This window comes from Chryseobacterium sp. P1-3, assembly GCF_000738495.1.
In the GTDB taxonomy this organism is placed as follows: Bacteria; Bacteroidota; Bacteroidia; order Flavobacteriales; family Weeksellaceae; genus Chryseobacterium; species Chryseobacterium gallinarum.
Genome location: NZ_JPEQ01000004.1, coordinates 353,500 through 377,238 on the forward strand (window position 1 = coordinate 353,500; position 23,739 = coordinate 377,238).

Genomic DNA, 23,739 nt, shown 5'->3' on the forward strand with positions numbered 1-23,739 from the left:
TTGAAAGATTTTTGCTTTTTGCCTGAAAAACAATCCTTACTTTTGTTAAAAATAGATTAATGAAAAAATTAATTTTATTAGCTATCATTGGTCTGGGAATTGTTTCCTGTACCACTCAGAAAAAAAGAAGGAAAATGACAGAGTTGCCAAAAGAATGGAAACATACTACTAATATCTATGAAGTAAACATAAGACAATATACTCAGGAAGGAACTTTCAAAGCTTTTGCAAAAGAAATGCCCCGGCTGAAATCGATGGGAGTGAAAACCCTTTGGTTTATGCCTATTACTCCTATTGCCCAGCAGAATAAAAAAGGAAGCTTAGGAAGCCCGTATGCAGCAGCTGATTATACTTCTATTAATCCGGAATTCGGGACATTAGAGGATTTTAAAGCCATGGTTAACGAAGCTCATCGCCTGGGCTTTAAAGTGATTATTGACTGGGTTGCCAATCATACCGGCTGGGACCATATTTGGACCAGGACACATCCGGAGTTTTATTTAAAAGATCCGGACGGAAGCTTCCACAGGGCGTCCGGAATGGACGATATCATCGAATTGGACTATAAAAACCAGGAAATGCGTCAGGAGATGATAGACGCTATGAAGTTTTGGGTAAAAGAAACCGATATTGATGGCTTCAGGTGTGATCTTGCTTCTTGGGTGGAAGTAGACTTCTGGGAACAGGCCCGTCCTGAGGTGGAACAACTAAAACCCCTTTTCTGGTTAGGAGAATTCGATGAATTGGAAAGTCCTGAATATGGGAAAGTTTTTGATGCTAGCTATTCCTGGAAATGGATGCATAAATCCGAAGATTATTACAAAAAGAATGAACCTCTTCAGGAGTTAAAAGATTTACTGGTGCAATATTCCAATATCGGAGATGCCTCTATGAGAGCATGGTTTACAACGAATCATGATGAAAATTCCTGGAATGGTACCGAATATGAAAAATATGGGGTCATTACAAAACCTATGGCTGTATTTTCTGCAACATGGAATGGGGTTCCGCTACTTTACTCAGGTCAGGAACTTCCCAATATGAAACGGCTGGAGTTCTTTGAAAAAGATGCTATTAAATGGAGCAATACTTACCAGATGGCAGCATTCTATAAAACATTGCTGGACCTGAAGGCATGTAACCCGGCTTTAAGAGGAGGTGATATCAATGTTACCACTTATCTGCTGAATACAACAGCTAATGATAAGATTCTGGCTTATGTGAGAAAGAACGGGAAAGATGAAGTACTGGTTGTCCTGAATATGTCGAAAGAAGCTGTCAGCTTTAGCATTGAAGATGAGCATGTATCAGGAACCTTCAGGAATGTTTTTGAAAAAACTAAAAGAAATTTCAACGAAGGAAAAGATTTCAACTTCCAGGTTTCAGATTATGCCGTATTTGAAAAATAAATTCAAAATTATTACAATTTTGGCTCTATGATAGTTAGGCTAATTCTGCCGAAATAAAACCACAGCTGCAATGAACAAACAGGACATATTAAACATTGTTACCATAAAAATCAGGGATAAAATTCATTACTTTGAAAATCTCATTGCCGGAACCCGGGCTTCCAATAATGATACAAAAAGCTCAATGGGAGATAAGTATGAAACAGGGCGTGAAATGCTTCAACAGGAAATCAATAATCTTCAGCGTCAGCTTAATGAGGTTTTGAGTCAATATGCTGTGTTGCAAAAAATAAATGCAGGCCCCGCTGAGAAAGTTCAGAATGGGGCTATCGTGAAAACCAATAAAGGATTGTTTTATGTTTCCGCTTCTATGGGAGAAATTATGTTTGAAAACCAAAAGATCATGACCGTTTCTGCAGAATCCCCTCTTATTAAAGCCATGTTTGGCAAGAAAATGGGAGAGACATTTACCATCAACAATATGACTCAGAATATTGAGAATATCTGGTAAATCTCAGAAATATGAAACTTAAAAATTTACTTCTTTTTGCCTTTGTATTGGGCAGTCTCGCAATCAATGCCCAGGTTCGTGCTACCGTTTCAGGAAAAACCTACGATCTGGAAATGGTAAAGCTTACTGTAGAAGGTTTTGTTATTACCCTGAATGCTGACGGATCAATTTCCGATTTCAGCGCTCCCGATCTGAACGGGAAAGTTGAATATTATGACGATGCCGTTTTTGATAAAATTAAATACGGGAAGCTTAAAAGTATAGGTGGTGTAAAAATAGATTATTGGGAGGATTCAGCTTTTAATAATGAACGAGCCGGCAAACTGAAAAGCATAGGAAATATTACTGTTGACTATTGGGATGATTCGGCGTTTACCAGGGAAAAGGCTGGTAAGGTGAAGAAAATAGGAACCCTTAATGTAGATTACTGGGGTGACGATATCATGGATAACAGCAGGTGGGGGAAATTAAAAACAATAGGTGATATTTCCATAGATTACGGAACGAAGGATATCATTGATCAAAGCAGATTCAAGAAGCTTATAAAATTTGGTCCGGTGAAGCTGGATTACTCGGATGATAAGTTTATAGATAAAAACAAATACGGACAGCTAAAGTTGATTCAGGGAAATAGTAAAGATGTGAGTGTATCTGTACTGTAGATATATTATTATCGGGAACTTTCCCGCAGGGATCAGATACTCAGACATCTAATAGAAAATGAGTATCCCTTGCATATAAAGCATTCATAAAAAGGGATGCTTTTTTTGATCCTTTTTAGTAAATTTGGACCATAAAATTTCCTTACATGCAAAACTACTTAGATCTTTTACAACATATCTTAGACAACGGAACCGATAAAACAGACAGAACCGGTACCGGTACAAGAAGTGTATTCGGATATCAGTTGAGATATGACCTGTCAAAAGGGTTTCCTCTGGTAACCACTAAGAAAGTGCATTTGAAATCGATTATCTATGAGTTGCTTTGGTTTCTGAAAGGAGACACCAACATCAAATATCTTAAAGACAACGGAGTAAGTATCTGGGACGAATGGGCAGATGAAAACGGGGACTTAGGCCCTGTATATGGAGCGCAATGGAGAAGCTGGACCGGAGCTGACGGGAAAATTGTAGACCAGATTACGGAAGTTATTGACCAGATTAAAAAAAATCCGGATTCAAGAAGACTTATTGTTTCAGCATGGAATGTAGCTGAAATTCCGAATATGGCCCTGGCTCCTTGCCACGCCTTATTCCAGTTTTATGTAGCCGATGGAAAATTGTCTTTACAGTTGTATCAGAGAAGTGCAGACGTCTTCCTTGGAGTTCCGTTCAATATTGCAAGCTATGCTTTATTACTGATGATGGTAGCACAGGTTTGTGAGCTGGAAGTTGGAGATTATGTTCACAGCTTTGGAGATGTTCACATTTATAACAATCATTTTGAACAGGTAAAAAAACAACTTTCAAGAGAGCCTAAACCGCTTCCGGTAATGAAGTTGAATCCTGAGGTTAAAAATATCTTCGATTTCGGTTTTGAAGATTTTACGTTGGAGAATTATGATCCGTATCCGGGGATTAAAGCTCCTGTAGCGGTCTAATATCAATATATAATATAAGGAAGTGGAGCTATAAACTCCACTTTTTTTGTAACTTTAAGAACGAATTTTCTACCTATTTATCATGAAATCACTTAAAATTAGTATTGAAGAAAATACAGATGCAGAAAAACTGAAAGAAATTTTACTTCAGATTAAAGGAATTGCTTCTGTAGACATTATAGACGAAGAAAATCCTGAAAGTGAACTGAAAAAAGCTTTTGCCAAAACAAAAGAACAGTTGAAAAAAGGAGATTACGAAACCCTTGTTAACGATATTTTTGATATCATCATAAAAAAATAATTTAAAAATAATAAAGTAGACAGATGAGAAAGGCCATTTTATCGATTGCAATCCTTGGAATTTTATTTTCCGCCAACGTAGCAGCACAAACCGAAACTTCAGGAAGAGAGAAAATATACAGAGCTACTCATACCAAAGTAACGGAACTAAAGCATACCAAGCTGAAAGTAAGTTTTGACTATCAGAAAGAGCAGATGAATGGGGAAGAATGGCTTACCGCCTCACCCTATTTTTACCCTGCCAATGAACTGATACTGGATGCCAAAGGCATGCTTATCCATGAGGTGGCTCTTGAAAGCAATGGCAAAAAATCTCCCTTGAAGTACGACTATAAAGACGAAACTTTAAAGATCAGTCTTGATAAAACCTATCAGAAAAATCAGGATTATACTGTATATATTAAATATACGGCCCGCCCGAATGAAGTGAAGCAAAAAGGAAGTATGGCAATTAATGATGCAAAAGGACTTTAATTTATTAATGCTCAGGGAAAAGAACCTGACATGCCTACACAAATCTGGACCCAGGGAGAAACGGAATCTTCTTCTGCATGGTTCCCGACTATTGATAAACCAAACCAGAAGACAACCCAGGAAATCTATATGACCGTTCCTGACAAATATGTGACCCTTTCTAACGGGGTTTTGAAAGGGTCACAGAAAGAACCAAACGGACTTAGAACAGACCACTGGGTGATGGATAAAAGACATTCCACCTATCTTTTCTTCATGGGAGTAGGAGAGTATGCTATTGTAAAAGATAAATGGAGAAATATTCCGGTTGACTATTATATAGAAAAGGAATACGAGCCTTATGCAAAGCAGATTTATGGAAATACTCCGGAAATGATTGAATTCTTTTCTAAAAAACTGAACTATGATTATCCATGGCCCAAGTATGCACAGATTTCAGGAAGAAATTATGTGAGTGGAGCTATGGAGAATACAACGGCAACACTCCACGGAAGTGATATTCTTCAAAAACCGGGACAGCTTATTGATGAAAATACATGGGAAGATACCATTGCCCACGAATTGTTCCATCATTGGTTTGGAGATCTGGTTACCGCAGAAAGCTGGAGCAACCTTACCGTAAATGAATCTTTTGCCAACTATTCCGAATATCTATGGAACGAATATAAATATGGGAAAGATCAGGCAGATTATCACCTGATGTCTGATGTGAACTCATACATTCATAATCCATCTGATTTCAAGAAAAACCTGGTAAGATTCAACTATGATTCCCGGGAAGATGTGTTTGATCTGGTGACTTACCAGAAAGGAGGAGGAATCCTGAATATGTTGAGAAACTATCTGGGTGATGATGCCTTCTTTGCCGGAATGAATGATTATCTCAAAACCTATGAGTATCAGAATGCAGAGGCTCATCAATTGAGACTTTCTTTTGAGAAAGTTTCCGGAAAAGACCTGAACTGGTTCTTTAACCAATGGTATTTTGGAAGTGGAAATCCAAAGATCAATTACTCATTTACTTTTGAACCGGTGAAAAAGCAGGTTGCAGTAACGATTAACCAAACCCAGGATCAGCTGTTCGAGTTTCCTTTGGCTATTGATGTATATGATAATGGAAAACCGAAGAGGTACAATGTATGGGTAAATGCAGAAGCCAGAAATACATTTAATTTTGACGTTTCGAAAGCTCCGGATCTGGTGAACATTAATGCAGATGGAGTTTTACTGGCAGATATTACAGATACCAAAACTCCTGAACAGAATTTACTGCAGTTTACAAATTCTAAAGAGTTTAAGAGCAGGTATAAAGCCTTAACAGGAATAAAAGATCAGGTTGGAAAAAGCCCTGCTGCTACAAAGTTATTAGCAGCAGCATTGAAGGATCCATTCTTTAGGATAAGAATTAAAGCACTGGAACTGACGGATCTTACCAATTCCGAGCAGATGAAAGCACTGGGAGCAGAAGTAGAAAAGCTGGCAGCCAATGATCCCAAAACATTGGTACAGGCAGCTGCTATCGGAGCTCTGGCGAAAACAAAAGATAAAAAATACCTTCCGGTCTTTGAAAAAGGAGTCAATGCCGTTTCCAATGCTGTGAGAGGAAATTCTTTAAGTGCAATATTGGGTATCGATCCATCAAGAGCCAATAGCCTGGCAGATAAGATTGATTTGAATGGAGCGTCAGATGAATTACTGGCACTTTTCCTTCCCGTTGTTGTTAAAAATAAAATTACTTCCCAGATGACCTATATTGCGCCTTTAGCTGCATTTTATCCCTTTGTTAAATTCCAGAATCCTGAATTGGGAAAAACGGCAGAAGAAGGATATAACTGGATTATGAGTTCAGATAACCTGAAAGCGGTTGAAAGCATTACTAAAATGCTAGGTTATGCCAAAAACCAGATGGCAGATAATCCACAGGCCAAAATGATGATTGTCCAGATGCTGAAAGACGGATTAAGCAAAAAAATGGAATTACTGAAACAAAATCCACAGAAAGCAGAAAGTATCAACAAACAAATCGATGCTTTGAATAAGGCGATTGAAAATTTTAAATAAGCTGGAAGTTATGAAGATCAAAGATAATTTTTATCTTCTTTAGGAGTAAAATCAATTGTAGCATGACTGTCAATAATTAACTAAAGTAACTTCAACCTCTTTGTTGATCTTCCACAGTCTTACTTTGTTAACCCAGGCACAGATAAATAAAAACAGCATTGCAGACTTGTAATGCTGTTTTTTGTTGTTGAAAAAGTAGAGTTATTAACAAGGACTTAAAAAGTGGTCATATTAAAAGGTTATTCAGGCTACATTTTATAAATTCGTATAAAAATTTATATAGAATGACTTTTGGAATTGAGGCAGCAAGCTATTATGTGCCTGGTTTGTATTTGGAGATCAATGATTTGGCAGAGAAAAGAGGAATAGAACCGGCGAAATTGGAAAAAGGATTGGGATTGCATAAAATGGGATTACCGGATGTACATGAAGATGCAGCAACCTTTGCAGCGGAAGCATTACTGAAACTTATTAAAGATTATAACATCAATCCGAAAGAAATTGCAAGGGTGTATCTGGGAACGGAAAGTGCGCTGGATGCAGCAAAACCTACAGCATCTTATGCTGTACAAATGGTGGAAAAAGTCCTGGAGAAAGAGTTTGGAGAAAGATGCTTTAAAAATTGTGATGTTGTGGATATGACTTTTGCCTGTGTAGGAGGGGTAGATGCTTTGCACAACTCCCTGGATTTTGTAAGGGTAAATCCGGATAAAAAAAGCTGTGGTCATCGCCAGTGATTATGCAAAATACGAACTGGCTTCCTCAGGTGAGTATACACAGGGAGGCGGAGCTGTAGCTTTGCTGGTTTCTTCAAAACCGGATTTATTGGAAATTGAAAATAATTGGGGAGTAGCATCAGAAAGTGTTTTTGACTTTTTTAAGCCAAGAAGATCATATAAAAAAGACGATTTAAAAAATGCTCCGGCCACCTATCCGGATAGCATTGAAATTTTTACCGATGAGCCTGTTTTTGATGGTCAGTATTCCAACCAATGTTACCAGGATAGAATAAGGGAAGCTTACAATCATTATAAAGAAATAACGGGAAAAGTAAAACCTTATGAAACCTGGAGATACCTGATCTTTCATCTTCCCTATGCTTTTCATGGGAAAAGAGTTTTTACAGAGATCTACAGCCTTGAAAACGGACTTTCTTATGAGTCTCCGGATGAGCAGAAAGCTATAGCCAAATCCGAAGATTACCTTCAGCTGATTCAGCATAAAATTGAAAAGACACAAAGAGCTTCTTCTGAAATAGGGAATATGTATACTGCTTCTATTTTTATGGCATTACTTTCTGCTTTACAGATTTCTTTTAATGAAAATGAAGAATTGTCCGGAGAAGAAATAGGATTCTTTGGCTATGGGAGCGGTTCAAAATCTAAGGTTTTTTCTGGGAAAATCTCTCCGGACTGGAAAAAGGTAGTTGAAAAATGGAACTTATTTGAAAATTTAAACAAGAGAATAGCCATCAATTTTGAGACCTATGAAAGATTGTATAGAAAGCAGCTGAAGCAATCTGTAAATCCGGATTATAAAGGATTTGGGTTAACTTCTATAGAAATGGAAAATCCTGTTTTAACGGGCGCCAGATATTATCACTGTAAAGGTTGATATTATTACTTAAAAATGATTAAAAGCACTTCTCATGTTGAAGTGCTTTATTTTTTTTATGTTTTTGTGGCTCATTTGTTACTGAATTGATATAATTTTTGCTGTTTATTTGTGGTTTTATGATATTGAGTTAAGGATTTTATTTATTAAGATTTCTATTATTTGTTATTTTTTTTTCATATTTTTTTTCGAGTTCTATGATACTTCTTAAAATTTTTTAAAAACTTTCTTAAAAATTCTGTTAATATCTTTTAACGAAGAAATTTTTTTGTTTTTTTTACAATATATCACTTCTTTGTTGAGCATTCTTGTTGATTTTTAACGGAAATCATACTGTTTAATTAATTGTATTTCAATGCTTTGTAAATTGAAATTGTTAATATTAATTAACATATTTGTTTCTGAATATATTAAAATCTGTTAATTATGAATGTGAAATTAAAAGTACTAAGTGTCGGTGCCTTGTTCTTTATTGGGCAGGCTGCATGGGCGCAGAAGGCTGGTAATGATACTATTCCTAAAGAAAATAAAATTGATGAGGTAATTATTACCGGTTCTTATGGAATAAAAATGACCCCTGAGCAGTCCTCTGGCTCTTTGGTTAAAGTATCGGGAAATATTTTAAATAAACCTTCTGCAGTATCAATTGATAATGTTTTGCAAGGAACGGTGGCAGGGTTAATGTCAAGTGCTAGTTCTGGGCAACCGGGAGCATCTACAATTACATTGATTCGGGGAATCTCTTCATTGACTTCTGGAAACGATCCTTTGTATATTATTGACGGGGTGCCGGTGCAATCCGGCGATGTTTCCGGAGCTTTAACAACTCAGAATGCTTTATCTTTAATCAATCCAGCTGATATTGAGGATGTACAAGTTTTAAAAGACGGCGTTGCAACAGCTATTTATGGGTCAAGAGGTGCAAATGGGGTTATAATCATCACTACCAAATCAGGTAAAAAAGGAAAATCCAACCTACAGTTCGTTAGCGAAATAGGGACTGCAAATATTGCTTTTGACAAATTAAATATGTTAAATGCTCAGGAGCATGTTAACTATCTGGGACAAGCCTTATATAACAGGTACCCCAATACAGATCCAGTAAATGGATTTGCAGATCTCCAGGAAGCTACTGATTATGGTAAAACCCAGATATTAAAGTGGGATGGCGTTACTGATACTAATTGGAGAAAATTAACCAGAAGAAACTCTCCAATCATGAATAGGTATAATTTAAGTTTTTCAGGAGGTTTTCAGGATTTTACAATATATACTTCATTAGGATACTTAAAACAAGAAGGTCTTTCTTATGATGCTGTTTTTGACAGATATACAGGCACTATTAAAGCAAATTGGAAAGCTACTGATAAATTAAATATAACGCTGTCGACCAATTTGTCAAGAACTATACAGGCAGGTCCATCTGATGCATCATCGTATGCGAACCCGATTTTCTCTGGATTATTGCTGTCACCAACGCAAAATCCTTATTTAGATGATGGTAATTATAACTTAAATTTAGTATATCTGAATCCGCAGTTTAATCCATTGGCATTAACTGGAACAAATTTGACAAAAGGAACATTTGATAAAGTACTTACATCATTAAATATTGATTATAAAATATTACCTTATTTAACATTTAATTCAAACTTTGGTATTGATAATACATCAGGAAACGAGTTTATCTATTGGAATCCGGATTTTGGTGATGGGTATGAGCCTTCAAATACTAATGGAAATGGATATTACTTTAAAAGCATAAGGAATTTCTTTACCTGGAACTGGTATAACTTTTTGAATTTCAATAAGACATTTGCAGGAGTACATGATATTTCGGCTTCCTTTGGTATGGAGTCTACCAAAAGAACGCTGGAATATAATACTTTTACAAAAAGAGGTTTTCCTGCAGGTTCAAGAATTCGATATGCGGATGCTGCTGCAAATGTAACAGCTGCAACCGGCCGAACTGACGCCTGGACGCTTGTAGGATATATTGCAAGGGCATCATACACATATAATAAGTTTGCCACCATCACAGGGTCTGCCAGAAGAGATACATATTCGGGATATACAAAGGCAGGGAATTTCTTTGGTGTGGGAATCAGTTTTGATTTAGGAAAGATGAATTTTTTACCATCTTTTATTAATACATTGAAGTTAAGAGCAAGTTATGGAGAAAATGGAAATCAAGCTGCAACTCCATATGCTAAATATCCTCAATATAGCCTATCTGGAAATTATCTTCAAACAAATGCCGGATTTATATCAACTCCTGGAGCTCCAGATGGATTGATATGGGAAAAATCTAAGAAAAGAAATATAGGACTAGACTTTTCATTAGGCAAAAAAGGAAGCTTTTATGGAACATTTGATGTTTATTCCAATATAAATCCAGATCAGGTTTACGATGTTCCAATTTCTCCATCTACAGGTTTCAGTTCAGTCATTAAAAACCAGGCAGAAGTTAAATCTAATGGATTTGAAGTTTTGTTAGGATATCGGATAAATACTGAATCATTCTCTTGGGATATCAAGGGGAATTATTCTTATAATGATTCTAAAGTAACTTACATAAAAGGAGATCCTACTCCGACTGTCATTCCCGGCTTAAAGGCTTTTTTTCCAGGACACAATCCCTCTGAATTTTACACCAGATTATGGGCTGGTGTAGATCCATCTAATGGTGATCCATTATGGTATGTTGATGAAACAAGAACTGCTACTACGAATGACCTAAACAAAGCAAAACTGTCTTTTACCGGTCAAAAAGCTTTGCCAACGCATGTTGCTAGTTTAATCAATGAGTTTACTTATAAAGATTTTAAGTTTTCATTTATGATTAACTATCAGGGAGATTATTCAGTATGGGACAGATGGGGATTTGTTTATGAGTCAGATGGAGCTTTTCCAACAGTAAATACAACTACTGCAGCATTATATGATTCATGGAGTCCTTCTAATCCCAATGCTTCAATGCCCAAACAAATGTATAACGGTAATAGATCTTCAAACACAAATTCTACAAGATATTTATATAAAGGAGATCATATCAGATTAAGAAATGTGGAGCTAGGATATACATTCAAAGGCTCTATGCTTAATATACCAAATATTAGAGGCATTTATACTTACGTAAGGGGAGTGAATTTATATACGTATGCGTTTGATAAAAGACTTCGTTTTGATCCTGAAGCAAACTCGAACGCATATGATTATACTGTGTCTAATTTGGGTGTTTTTGATATGACACAACCCAATATGAGACAGTTCGTTTTCGGTGTACAAGTTGATTTTTAATTATTTAAGGTGTAAAAATGAAAAAAATAAAAATTTTATTAATATTATTATCTGCAATTATAGTAAGTTCTTGTAAAAGTGATTTTTCTGAGGAGCTTCCCCCAGTAACACTTCCTCTTGATCAGGCAATTACTAATGAGATGATATTAAATACAGCAGTTAACGGTTTATACGGTCTTTGCCAGACTAATGGGGATGGAACACTTAATTCTTATGGTGCTTTATTGCCAACATTACAGGAACTACTTGGTGATAATGCTTTTGTAGCGCTAGTAAATTCAAATAGGTTTTCAACTACAAGAGATCCTAATCTTACCTTTTATACTCAAAATAATGGAGACATAGGAACGTTGTGGAATTCATTGTATAAAATTATTGCAAATACTAATTTTGTTATTAGTTATGAAGGTAAAATTCCCGATGATCCTAATACTCCAGGAACACCTGGTAATTTGTTTGGACAGGCGTATGCTATAAGGGCTATGGCGTTTCAGACATTAGTAACATTGTATAGTGATAACTTTAATGGCTCAAATCCTGACCTTGGAGTTCCGCTACCTTTACAATTTAAGCCTGGAACAAATTTACCTAGATCAAGTGTAAAGCAGGTATATGATCAGATTTTTTCAGATCTTACGAAGGCAAGCACCTTAATTGGAACTAATAATGGCAATAAAAAGCTCAATGGAATAGCTGTTGACTTACTATTTTCAAGATATTATCTGGCGGTCAAAAATTATGGTCAGGCCAATATATACTCTCAAAAAGTTTTAGATAATGCGGCTTATACTTTATTGCCTTCTTCAGGCGTCGCAGAATTTTTTACGGTAGCAGGTGAAACTAGTAAAGAAATAATTTTCCAAGTTGATTATAATGCACTGGATTTGCCTGGTGCCAATGATGGAATTACTTCAACCTGGACTTCTACAGGAAGATATAAACAAAATTATGCTACCCAAACATTCTTTGCTAAATTAGGAGGGAATGATGTTAGAAAGGGAACATGGTACAGAAATACAGGATATGTGCAGACTTTGAATGATAATCCAAAACCTGTAGATGTAATGAAATATACCGTAAGTGATAGGGATGTTGTTGTATTAAGAAAAACAGAAGCAGTTTTTAATCAATTGGAGGCACTTTATTATATAAATCCTACGGAAGCTTTAACCAAATTGAACGTGTGGATGAAAACTTACAGGGATCCCGATTATACTTATGCCGGTACAGGAACAGATTTGTTAAAAGAGATTTTAATGCAAAAAAATCTTGAAATGTTTTTAGAAGGTTTTAGATACAGTGATTTGAAAAGAAATGGAATTGATTTTAAAAACCCGCAAACACAAGTTGAACTTACCACTTCAAAAGTACAGTTTAAATCTTTTCCTTTACCACAATCTGAACTTAACACTAATACCCTGCTGTCACAGTATCCCGGTTATTAATTAAATAATTTTAATACATATTGCATAAGAGAGAATATATTTAAAGGTATTCTCTCTTTTTTTATTTAAATATTTTTATCGATAGCAATAATGAAACTAATGATAAATACTGAATTATTCTGTTATTTAAGAAGAAAAAAATACTTTTCCATTTCACAATCAAAAACAATTATAATCAAAGCCTTAAAACTGTCAATCTTGTTGTTAAATTTAATGGAAAATTAATTTTAATTTTATGGAGCAAGTTAAAAGAGAGCTTTTTTTAGGTTATTATCCTCTTTTTTTAACAAAAATTTAGTGTTGTTTTCCTTGTTTTTAGTTTAAAAACAGAAAAAAATATTTTGAAATTTTTCTTTAAAATAAGAAATAAGGTTTAAATTATTCTATATTTTTAATTAATTAATGTACTTTGGTTTTAATTTTACTTTTTCTTAAAATTCTATTAATATTCCAAATGCTTTATTTTTTGTTAATTTTTTTAAATATAATAAAATGTATTCTTTACGTTTTTTTTTGAGATCGTTGTGAATATTCCCTTTGTAGATGCGGGTTTTGGGCTTTTAATAAATTGATGTTGTAGATATTTATTAACATATTTGTCACTTGAATATATTAAAATGTGTTAATATGAATGTGAAGTTACGTGTTTTGACAGCCGGAGTTTTGTTTTTTACAGGACAGGCTGCATTCGCTCAGGAAAAAGACTCTAAGAAAGACAAGGAGACTAAAATTGAGGAAGTAGTGGTGTTAGGATATAGCAAAACGGCTACGAAAGCTAAAACTACAACATCTTCGGTAACAGTGGGTGCTGAAACTTTAGAAAACAGACCGAATATCTCTGTGCTAAACTCAATCCAGGGTACTGCTCCGGGGATTGTAGTGAATTCAGCATCAGGGTCTCCGGGTTCTGGTAAATTCAATATCCTGATCAGAGGTGCCAGTTCCCTGAATGGTTCTACAGATCCTTTGTATGTTGTGGATGGGGTGATCACTTCCGGATCTCAGTTTAGAAACTTAAACTCTTATGATATTGAAACATTCAGTATCCTGAAAGATGCTCAGGCAACAGCAATATATGGAAACAGAGCTGCGAATGGAGTAGTGGTTATTACAACAAAAGGTGGGAAGTTTAATTCCGGGCTAAAAGTTTCTTATGACGCTTTGAGTTCTTTCAGTAAGCTACCTAATGCGGACTACAATATGGCAAATGCTCAGCAATTGTTACATCTTCAAAAGAACTTACAAACCGGTTTAGGTAAAACCTTATCTCGTGATGAGATTAACAACTGGGGAGTAGATACAGACTGGAACAAACAGTTTACCCGTATTGGTATTTCCCAACAACATAACTTGTCAATTACCGGAGGTGGCGAAAACATCAATAACTTTTTATCTTTAGGATATCTTGATAGTGAAGGTACGGTAAGGTCTACAGACTTCAAAAGGTTTACCATGAGAAACAACCTTAACGGTAAGTCTAAAGATGGAAAATTATCCTTCGGGGCTATCATGGGGTTAGGATATTCGAAAAGAAACCAGCTGGATGATGAAACCAATACAGGTATTGCCAATAACACGCTTCAGAACCCTTTATTCGGGGGAGTTCTTTCAAGACCATATATCGGACCATCTCCCTATGCTAATGGACAGGAGTTATATAACGCTATCAAAGGAGATGCGTCTAACAACAGACAGTGGATTCTTCAGGATAACATCAATGGTGGAATCAGAAACAGGTTTACAGAATTAAGTATCTCTGCTAACGCTAACGTAAACTATAAAATTACAGACTACTTGAGCGTTGGAAACAGAACAGGAATCGAGTATAAACAGTATGAGAGAATTTTTGCAAGATCTCCACTAGGATACCTTTCTATCAGTGTTGCTAATTCAGATGGATCCAGATATGGAGGGAATGAAGACTTCACTACAACAAGAGATTTAACATTCAACAGTATTACGAATATTACATTCAATAAATCTTTTGGAGATCATACCATTACTGCTGCTGCGTACTTGGATTATATCAAAGCTCATGTCAGTACAACTTCTCAGAGACAAAATGGTCTGAATCCATTACAGTGGGAGTTTGGTGCAGGAACAGGTTATATTCCTTTTAATCCCGATACACCAAACATTTACAGACCTTCTAACAGTGCTTCAAAAGTAACAGCCGGTACATTAGCTTACTTTGCAACAGTGGACTATGACTTCCAAGATAAATATGGGGTAAGTGGAGTTGTAAGAAGAGATGGTTCTTACCGTTTCCTTCCTACCAACAGATGGGAGACTTTCTGGTCAGTAGCAGCAAGATGGAATATCGACAAAGAAGATTTCATGGCGAATTCAGGATTCAGATTGCTTAAGTTAAGAGCATCGATCGGTACTACCGGTAACCAGAATTTAGGAATTGCTACGGATAACGGTAACCCGTTAGCTTTACTTCCAAATAACTTCCTTGACTTATATAACGGTTTCTCAGGATATCAGAATATGTTAGGGTATAATTTTGTTAACTTATCAAACCCTTACTTAGAGTGGGAGCAGGTGAAACAAAGCAATATTGGATTAGATTTCAACTATAAAGGATTGATTGAAGGTAGTGTTGATTACTATCAGAAAAGAACATCAAGAATGTTCAATGATCTTCAGAAATCATCAGTTACTGGATACTACTCAATCAGAGGTAACGACGGAGTCCTTGATAACAAAGGGATTGAAGGATTGATCAAATATAATGTGATCAGAAACCAGGATACCAAACTATCTATTTTCGCCAACGCAGCATACAACTCGAACAAGATTGTTTCCATGAATAGCGAAAACCTTGCAGGAGATGTGGTAAATGCTATTGGTGGACCTGCCGGACAATATCAGTTATATACCTATGTTGGGGTAAATCGTGATAACGGAAACTTACAGTTCCTTGACAAAAACGGAAACATTACTGAAGCTCCAACCTCTGCAGACAGAGTGTTAACAGGAAAATCAAGATATGCTAAGTTTACAGGAGGTTTCGGATTCAATTTCCAACATAAAGGATGGTTCCTTGACACATTATTCTCTTTCCAGCAAGGAGGATGGATCTATGACAACTTACAATCATGGATTATGGACCCAAGTGCTGCTGCCAACAGAAACCTTTCTGCTGACTTACTGAATGCCTGGACTCCTGATAACAGAGACACGGATGTACCTGCCTTGAAAGCGAGTAACCTAAGCTTAGGTTCTTCAGACAGATTCTTACACAGATCAGATTTCATAAGACTGAAGAATATTACAGTAGGATATAACTTTAGCAAAGATCAATTAGGTAAATTGCCGGTAAGAGGTATTAAAGTATTCGTTCAGGCAGAAAACCTTTATACATGGACAGATTGGAAAGGATTTGATCCGGAGCCGATTACTTCGTATTCACTAAATGTTTATCCTAACCCAAGAACCGTATCTGTAGGTTTAAATGTTGATTTTTAATTGAGAAGAATTATGAAAAGAATTATAAACACAATATTAGTTGTAGCCACCTTATCCTCTGCATCATTTGCATTAACCAGCTGTCAGGATGCATTGGATATAAAGCAGCCGGGAGAGTTACAGGAACAAGACCTGTATACCAGTGTTGCTAACCTTAATGAAGTTTTAAACGGATCTGTATACGCTCAGTTGGATCCGATTGATGAAATTTATTTTACCGCTGTATTTACAGACGAAGTAAAGCCGGGATCTGGTAGTGGAGGACAGGAATATACATTGCACAGACATTTCCTTGATCCTTCCAGCCCTGTTATAACAGGAGGTACAGTAGGTACCGTTGCAAGTGATGGAATCTGGTTGAACAATTACAGAGTAATCAACAGAGTGAACAGACTACTGGAAGGGGCAAAGAAAATTACACCTGCTTCTGCAACAGAGCAAAAACAATATAATGAAATTCTTGCGCAGGCAAGAGCAATCAGAGCATATTGCTATGTACAGTTAGAGGCATATTTTTCTAGTGATATGAAAAACCCTAATGCTTTAGGAGTTATTCTTCTGAAAGATATACCATCTACAGAAGCTCAGTTACCAAGAGCGAAAAACCAGGAAGTATATGACTTCATTAATGCTGATTTAGATTATGCAAGAGAGATCTTAAGCAACGCTACAACTCCAAGAAGATATTTTGCTGATAAGAGTTTTGTAAATGCTGTTGCTGCTCGTTTTAACCTTTACAGAGGAGAGATGGCGTTAGCAAAGAAATATGCAGAATTGGTAATCAGCGGCTCAGGCCTTTCTCTTACGGCAGCAGGACCAATTACAGGAACCAATGCTCAAGTTCCAGTTACTGAAGCTGATGGTTCTGTTTTCCAATCCGGAGATTTTACTGAACCGGAGACTACTGACAAATGGGATATTGCATTCTACGGAGGAATTGATGAAAAAACTGGAAATGGTATTGTAGGAGGATCTTTCAACCCATACAGAAGAATGTGGGCTGATTCGGATAACGGTGAGACTATCTTCTCTCTTAACAGACTTCCTCTAGGAGCCGGTGCTGCTATTGGTGGGAAGTGGAATACAAACCAGTCCAACATTAAGGGATCTCCAATGTGGTTCTGGGGAAGAAATTTATATAACTTGTTCCAGAATATTCCTGGTGATATCAGAAAGTATGCCTACGTTGATCCTTCATCAAAACCAAATACTGATTACGCTAATGCAGCAGCGGGAGCTACCAGAGATGATGCATTGGTGATTGACAAGTACCCGGGAAAACTAAGTACATCAACCAGAAATGACATTAAAGTTTTCAGATTGTCAGAGATGTATTTCATTATAGCAGAAGCTGAGGTGGCAGCAGGAAACCTTACGGCAGCTCATGATAAAATCCAACAAGTGAGAGAGGCAAGAAATTTCAAGGGAGCAGCGATAACACCTGCTTATTCAACTGCACAATTAGCTTATGCTGATATCTTGAAAGAGCGTAGAATTGAATTGGCACTTGAAGGACATCGTTTCATTGACCTTAAGAGACTTGGGGGATTGGCTAATGCTAGCATGGACAGAAATGACACGGATGATATCATCCCGGTTAAAAACCTTGTAAATGGTGATTACCGATATACATTACCTATTCCAATTAAGGAAATTTCGGCTAACCCGAATGTAAAACAAAATGATGGTTACTAATCATTATTAAAAATAACCCCGGAGTTTTACTTCGGGGCTTTTTTATATCCGTTTTCTAACGGATTACCCCAGGGTTATTCTCTGAAAATCCCGTCAGAAAAACAGTTTCCTTGATGGTGTTTTTACTGGTAAGTAATTCTTTCGCTCGGTTTATCCTCATTTTACTCTGGATGTGACCGACGGATTTTCACTGGAAACTCCTTTAGGCAAAACATTTAAGATTCATTACAGACTTTTTACGCCTAAAGAATATAAAAACCTGGAACCTATGCAGCGAAGCGAATAAGCAATAGAGTTTCCGTTAAACAATCAAGAGAAGTCAGACCTTCACAAACCGGTTGACAAACATAGCGGCAACAACATCTCCTACCGCATTCAAAACTGTAGCCAGGGGATCTACCAAGGTTCCGATGATCATAACTGCGGGAATTGCCTCCTGAGGGAGCTTATACACTGAGATCATTAACATTTCCCCAATATAACCTCCATTAGGAATACCACCGGCTACGATGCTCACAAAAACCGTAATTCCTAAAGCTAAAAGCAGGTTGGCCGGATCAAAAAAATCTTTCCCTATAATTAAAAATGCCACATAAATTTTAATAATGGAAGACATGGAAGATCCGTTTTTATGAAGTGTTGTCCCGATAGGAATAACCAGATTGGCTATTGAACTTGGAATACCTATTTTTGAGGCAGCTTGCAGGTTTGCAGGCATTGTGGCAAAGCTGCTGCAGGTACTGATAGCTGTAAGGGTAGGGTAGATCGCATTTGTCCAGAAACTTTTAACCCCTTTCTGACCGTTCGCCATGAATGCATAAATAGAAAAAAAAGACAATGAAGTAGATAATTCCTGCAATATAATATAACCCCAGCGGTTTAGCATAAAACCCAAAAAGCTGCGGACCTAATGTAGCAACCTGATAAGCAAAATAAGCTCCCAAACCAATAGGCGCAAGCTTCATAACCAATAAAAGCAGTTCCTTCATAACTTCATATCCTGAAGCAATAAAAACCCTGAAAGGTTCTCCTCTCTCCCCGGTTTTTCTGGCTGCAAAACCTGTTAAAAAAGCAAATACCAAAAGAGCCAGCATGTTTCTCCTTGAGAACAGTTCCGTGAATTCTCCTACCGTAAAGAAACTTACAATCCGGTTTCCCCACGTATCATTGTCGGCAGCTTCTGCTATTAACTCTGAACTGCCGGAAACTCCCGAAACAGGAAACAGGTAGACAGCACAAATTGTAAAAATAGCAGCCGTCAGAATAAAGAATAAAAATGTAAGAGCCATCACAAGGATGATTTTTCCAAACTTAGATTGCTGTTCCAGCGAAGCGATAGAATTGGAAACGGCAAAAAATACCAGAGGAACTACACTTACAAAAAGAAGATTAAGAAAAATGTCTCCCAATGGCTTAATGTATTCTACAAAACCTGGGGCTACAATACCAATAATGCTTCCAACGATAATTCCTAATAGTAAAAATATAATTCCGGAATAGTTTTTTAATACCTCTTTCATGCAGGGCTTTTTATCAAAGATAGGTTTATTTTTAACATTTCTTTATACAATTTTCAGACCTAAAATTCATAAATTTGAGTAAACATCGTTTCTATGGCTTATATAGATTACTATAAGATTTTAGGCGTAGATAAAAGCGCAACCCAGGATGACATTAAAAAAAGCCTACCGAAAACTGGCAAGAAAACTGCATCCGGACCTTAATCCTGACGACAAAGAAGCTGAAAGAAAATTTAAGGAACTCAACGAAGCTAATGAAGTACTCAGCAATCCCGAAAACCGTGCTAAATATGATAAGTACGGAGAACATTGGAAACACGGTGAGGAATATGAAAAAGCCCAGCAACAACAAAGACAGTACCAGCAGCAAAGCCACTATGACTATGGAGGAGGATTCTCAGGAGCGGATTTTGGAGAAGGTGAAGATTTTTCAGATTTCTTCCAGAATATGTTTGGGGGTGCGGGCGGAGGCTTTGGCAGAAGTTCCCGGGGAAGTGCCTCAGGGAAATTCAAAGGACAGGATATACATGCTGAATTGAATTTAAATTTAAGAGATGCCGCAAAAACTCATCCGCAAACTTTTGAGATCAATGGCAAAAAGGTAAGAATCACAATTCCTGCGGGAGTTTACGATGGCCAGCAGATCAAATTGAAAGGCCACGGAAATCCGGGAGTAAATGGTGGCCCGAACGGAGACCTCTATATCACATTTAACATTCCGGTAGATCCCAATTTTGAAAGGATTGGTGATGATCTGAAAACGAAAGTATCCATAGATTTATATACAGCGGTTTTAGGAGGTGAGGTTAAAGTCAATACTTTGGAAGGAAGTGTTAATCTTAAAGTGAAGCCGGAAACCCAATCCGGGATTACGGTAAGATTGAAAGGAAAAGGGTTTCCTGTCTATAAAAAAGAAGGACAGTATGGTGATTTATTTGTAACCTATGAAGTAAAGCTGCCTACCAACCTTACAGAAAAGCAGAAAGAACTTTTTGAACAATTGAAAAAATTCCTAGGTCATGAGCGAAAGAATATCACGGGAAGAACTCGTAAGAATATATAATATAGAAGTCACTTTTTTTGACGAATTGGTAGATTACGGCCTGCTTCATGTACAGACAGAAGATAACATCCGTTATTTAATGTATGAAGATTTACCTGAGCTGGAGAAGTTTGCGAATTGGTACTATGATCTTGAAATTAACCTGCCTGGTTTAGAAGTAATTCATAATATGCTGAAAAAGCTGGAAGCTCTCAAACGAAGAAACAGAGAGCTGATGAATAAACTTTCTGCCATAAATAATGAATATGAAGATATTTAGTTTAGTTTTGTAGCTTTTACAACAAACTATATACAAACTATGAGCGAGGAAAAGGTGATCAGACTAAAATCAGACAGAAAGAATTTTGAAGATATTTATTTTAATGGTAATCAGGGCAGTCTGCTTTTTTCGCCTACCACAAAAAGCAAGACGATAACAACTATTGCTGCAGCTGTTGTTGTACTGGTCGTCTTTCTATTTAAAGATAGTTTAGGTAAAGATAATGTAGGTATTTTATACTTTTTAAGTTTTATACTTTTACTTTGCGCTGTTTTTCTTTCTGTAAGCATCAACAAAGTTTCAAGATGGAAAAAGCAGGTTAATCATTACCTGAACCTCATTGAAAACTGTACAATATATGAGATCAGGTTTGATCAGAAATTTTTTTACCATCAACATTGATGGAGAAAAAGAAACCAGTGAGTGGAAAGATTTTGAGCATTTTGAGGTTAATGAAAAATTTATTTCCCTCGATGGAAAATACAGTTACATGTTTCCAAAGAAATCAATGAGTGATAAGGAATACAGTTTTCTCAAGAAAACATTGAAAGAAAATATCAGACAATAAAAATAAAAACGGAACAAAATTTTGTCCCGTTTTTTATTATATACGAATGGCTTTTTGCCTATAATAATTCGTTATCTGCTTTCTTAGGCTTCCTTGCTTTCTTCCAGCCAGCCCATTTCCTTCATCCACTCATCATTGTAGATTTTTCCTACGTATCTGGAACCATGGTCATGAAGCAAAACCACAATGACATCATCTTTGGTAAACTGCTCTTTCATCTGAACAAGAGAAGCAATAGCACTACCGGCAGAATATCCACAGAAAATTCCTTCTTCTTTTGCCAGCTTTCTTGCATAGATAGCTCCGTCTTTATCCGTTACCTTTTCAAAATGATCAATCACCGACATATCATAGTTCTCAGGGATAATATCTTCCCCGATTCCTTCTGTAATATAGGTATAGGCATGATCATAATGCAGTTCCCCGGTTTCATGGAATTCTTTCAGAATAGAACCATAAGTGTCTACTCCAATTACCTTAATATCCGGATTTTTTTTCTTTGAAAAAAAAGTCCCACATCCCGTAATGGTACCTCCGGTTCCGGCACCTACCACAAAATGAGTCAGCTTGCCTTCTGTCTGTTCCCAGATTTCAGGTGCTGTAGATTCATAATGAGCCGCTCTGTTGGATAAATTATCATATTGATTTACATACCATCCGTTTTCCGTTTCTTTAGCCAGTCTTTTGGAAACTGAATAATAAGAACGCGGATCAGTTGGTTTTACATCAGTAGGACAAACGATTACTTCAGCTCCTACGGCACGAAGAATATCACATTTTTCTTTTGATTGCTTAGAATTGGTCACAAAAATACATTTGTATCCTTTGATGATAGCAGCCAGTGCCAGTCCCATTCCTGTATTTCCGGAAGTTCCTTCAATGATGGTTCCTCCCGGTTTTAGTCTGCCATCTTTCTCGGCATCTTCTATCATTTTAAGAGCCATTCTGTCCTTTACGGAATTCCCGGGATTGAATGTTTCTACCTTTGCTAAAACCAGTGCAGGAAAATCTTCTCCCAATACTTTGTTAAGTTGTACTAAGGGTGTATTTCCTATAGTTTCAAGAATATTTTTTGCGTATTTCATAAATGTTTTATATGCGGTGCAAAGATAATGCTTTTAAAATTATCCATACCTTAGACTGATAGATGGATGCTATATATTGAAGAGGATTGATCAACAATATTTAACAGCAGCCTGTTTTTAATTTCTAATTATATTTAATGGCTTTTACCGGTGAAATCTTACTGATCAGATAGCTGGGAATGATCAAAGCCAGCCCGGAAATAATCAGGATCCCTACGGAAATAGAAATAATAGCGATTGGGTTGAGGTCCACAGGAACCGTACTCACATAATAATTTTCAGGATTGAGTTTGATTATTCCAAAGAATTTCTGAATCAGGATAAGTCCCAGTCCAATGGCGTTTCCGTATAAAAGCCCCGGAATCATGATGATCAGCGTATAATTGATGAAGGTCGCCCTAATCTGGGAATTGCTTGCCCCTAAAGTTTTAAGAAGACCAATAGAATTAGTTCTTTCAATAATAAGAATTAAAAGAACCATAATAATATTAATTACCACAACAATCAGCATAATAATGATAATCAAAGCAATATTGGTATCGAAAATACTGATCCAATCAGTAATTTGAGGGAATTTTTCAGTGGCTTTCTCTGCATAGTTTTTATAACCGATCAGTTTCTCAATTTCAGGGAAGTCTTTATCAATGTCATTGACATTTTTAAGGAAGATATCAACACCTCCGATTTCATCAGGTTTCATATCCTGGATTTTTCTTACGTGATTGATACCACCAATGACAAATTGATCATCTATCATTTTGATGTCGGTCTTGAAAATTCCGATAACCCTGAATTTCCGGTAGATAGGTTTCTGGTCGGTTTTTGAAAATACGGTAACAATACTGTCGTTAAGTTTAAGATGAAGATCATTGGCCACCTTTTGTGAAATGGTAACATTGTTATTGAATCCTTTTTCAGTCACCTTAGGAGTAGTTCCTGCAATGAGAAATTTTTTAAATCTTGCGCTGTCAAAATCTTTCCCGATTCCTTTAAAAATAATTCCGGCAAAGCTATGCTCATTCCGCATAATTCCCGTTACTGTTGCATACTTCTGAACACTTTCCACATCCGGAAGCTCTTTTATTTTAGGAAGATTTAACCCCTGATTATCAAGAACGGAAGTGTTGTATGAAGAATTGGATCGGGTAGATCTTACAGTAATATGACCGCTGAAATCTGCAAGTCTTTCCTTAATAGCTTTTTTAGAACCAAAACCGGTAGCCACCGTGATTAAGGATACAATGATCCCTAAAGCTACAGAAAGTCTGCCAATGAAGATGATAACCCTCGAAAGGTTATTTTTGTTATCTTTGGAAAATGCTATTTTTCTAGAGAAATATAAAGGAAATTTCAAGCTT

Annotated in this window: 14 protein-coding genes and 5 pseudogenes; 16 read left to right on the forward strand and 3 right to left on the reverse strand. The window is 36.5% G+C overall.

The genetic code is table 11. From position 1 onward, the window contains the following. The first annotated feature begins 59 nt into the window (after nucleotides 1–59). From HX13_RS04445 to HX13_RS23395, 12 genes and pseudogenes are all read left to right on the forward strand, one after another. The gene (locus tag HX13_RS04445; protein ID WP_050020061.1) at nucleotides 60–1,409 is read left to right on the forward strand and encodes an alpha-amylase family glycosyl hydrolase; all 1,350 of its coding nucleotides are present in this window, start codon (nucleotides 60–62) and stop codon (nucleotides 1,407–1,409) included. Between the two features lie 70 nt (nucleotides 1,410–1,479). After that, entirely contained in the window at nucleotides 1,480–1,920 is a 441-nt protein-coding gene (locus HX13_RS04450; RefSeq protein WP_050020062.1) for a hypothetical protein, read from the forward strand. Between the two features lie 11 nt (nucleotides 1,921–1,931). Beyond that, the gene (locus HX13_RS04455; protein ID WP_050020063.1) at nucleotides 1,932–2,582 is read left to right on the forward strand and encodes a hypothetical protein; all 651 of its coding nucleotides are present in this window, start codon (nucleotides 1,932–1,934) and stop codon (nucleotides 2,580–2,582) included. Between the two features lie 146 nt (nucleotides 2,583–2,728). Further along, complete coding sequence (locus tag HX13_RS04460; RefSeq protein ID WP_050020064.1) at nucleotides 2,729–3,523, forward strand: thymidylate synthase; 795 nt, start codon at nucleotides 2,729–2,731, stop codon at nucleotides 3,521–3,523. Between the two features lie 82 nt (nucleotides 3,524–3,605). Beyond that, nucleotides 3,606–3,824 carry a hypothetical protein gene (locus tag HX13_RS04465; protein WP_050020066.1) on the forward strand — a complete coding sequence of 73 codons (219 nt, stop codon included), beginning with the start codon at nucleotides 3,606–3,608 and terminating at the stop codon, nucleotides 3,822–3,824. 23 nt (nucleotides 3,825–3,847) lie between these two features. After that, a pseudogene (locus HX13_RS04470) lies at nucleotides 3,848–6,358 on the forward strand (M1 family metallopeptidase). Between the two features lie 284 nt (nucleotides 6,359–6,642). Continuing rightward, a pseudogene (locus HX13_RS04475) lies at nucleotides 6,643–7,972 on the forward strand (hydroxymethylglutaryl-CoA synthase family protein). A 426-nt stretch (nucleotides 7,973–8,398) separates the two neighbouring features. Beyond that, nucleotides 8,399–11,272 (forward strand): SusC/RagA family TonB-linked outer membrane protein, encoded by a 2,874-nt coding sequence (locus HX13_RS04480; RefSeq protein WP_050020067.1) that lies wholly within the window; start codon nucleotides 8,399–8,401, stop codon nucleotides 11,270–11,272. 17 nt (nucleotides 11,273–11,289) lie between these two features. Next, entirely contained in the window at nucleotides 11,290–12,717 is a 1,428-nt protein-coding gene (locus HX13_RS04485) for a RagB/SusD family nutrient uptake outer membrane protein (protein ID WP_050020069.1), read from the forward strand. Between the two features lie 627 nt (nucleotides 12,718–13,344). After that, entirely contained in the window at nucleotides 13,345–16,191 is a 2,847-nt protein-coding gene (locus tag HX13_RS04490) for a SusC/RagA family TonB-linked outer membrane protein (protein ID WP_050020070.1), read from the forward strand. A 12-nt stretch (nucleotides 16,192–16,203) separates the two neighbouring features. Then, a complete protein-coding gene (locus tag HX13_RS04495; RefSeq protein ID WP_050020461.1) occupies nucleotides 16,204–17,886 on the forward strand; it encodes a RagB/SusD family nutrient uptake outer membrane protein in 1,683 nt (560 codons plus the stop codon). A gap of 151 nt (nucleotides 17,887–18,037) precedes the next feature. Next, a pseudogene (locus tag HX13_RS23395) lies at nucleotides 18,038–18,172 on the forward strand (DUF779 domain-containing protein); the annotation flags it as partial. A gap of 33 nt (nucleotides 18,173–18,205) precedes the next feature. Here HX13_RS23395 and HX13_RS04500 read toward each other — a convergent pair. Next, nucleotides 18,206–19,406, reverse strand: a pseudogene (locus HX13_RS04500) (dicarboxylate/amino acid:cation symporter). Nucleotides 19,407–19,499: 93 nt separating this feature from the next. On the opposite strand from HX13_RS04500, the pseudogene HX13_RS04505 reads away from it, so the two are divergent. From HX13_RS04505 to HX13_RS23400, 4 genes and pseudogenes are all read left to right on the forward strand, one after another. Next, a pseudogene (locus HX13_RS04505) lies at nucleotides 19,500–20,469 on the forward strand (DnaJ C-terminal domain-containing protein). Further along, entirely contained in the window at nucleotides 20,426–20,728 is a 303-nt protein-coding gene (locus HX13_RS04510; protein ID WP_050020072.1) for a chaperone modulator CbpM, read from the forward strand. Before HX13_RS04505 ends, HX13_RS04510 begins: the two are co-directional and overlap by 44 nt. A gap of 39 nt (nucleotides 20,729–20,767) precedes the next feature. After that, nucleotides 20,768–21,130, forward strand: coding sequence for a hypothetical protein (locus HX13_RS04515; RefSeq protein WP_050020073.1), 363 nt, complete (start codon nucleotides 20,768–20,770; stop codon nucleotides 21,128–21,130). Continuing rightward, the gene (locus tag HX13_RS23400) at nucleotides 21,099–21,296 is read left to right on the forward strand and encodes a hypothetical protein (RefSeq protein ID WP_050020075.1); all 198 of its coding nucleotides are present in this window, start codon (nucleotides 21,099–21,101) and stop codon (nucleotides 21,294–21,296) included. The genes HX13_RS04515 and HX13_RS23400 overlap by 32 nt, the downstream gene beginning before the upstream one ends. Before the next feature lie 83 nt (nucleotides 21,297–21,379). Here the strand turns inward: HX13_RS23400 and HX13_RS04525 are convergent, their stop codons facing one another. Both HX13_RS04525 and HX13_RS04530 read right to left on the reverse strand, forming a co-directional pair. Further along, nucleotides 21,380–22,381, reverse strand: a complete 1,002-nt coding sequence (locus HX13_RS04525) for a PLP-dependent cysteine synthase family protein (protein WP_050020076.1) — start codon at nucleotides 22,379–22,381, stop codon at nucleotides 21,380–21,382. A gap of 124 nt (nucleotides 22,382–22,505) precedes the next feature. Further along, a complete protein-coding gene (locus HX13_RS04530) occupies nucleotides 22,506–23,735 on the reverse strand; it encodes an ABC transporter permease (RefSeq protein ID WP_050020077.1) in 1,230 nt (409 codons plus the stop codon). Nucleotides 23,736–23,739 lie beyond the last annotated feature (4 nt).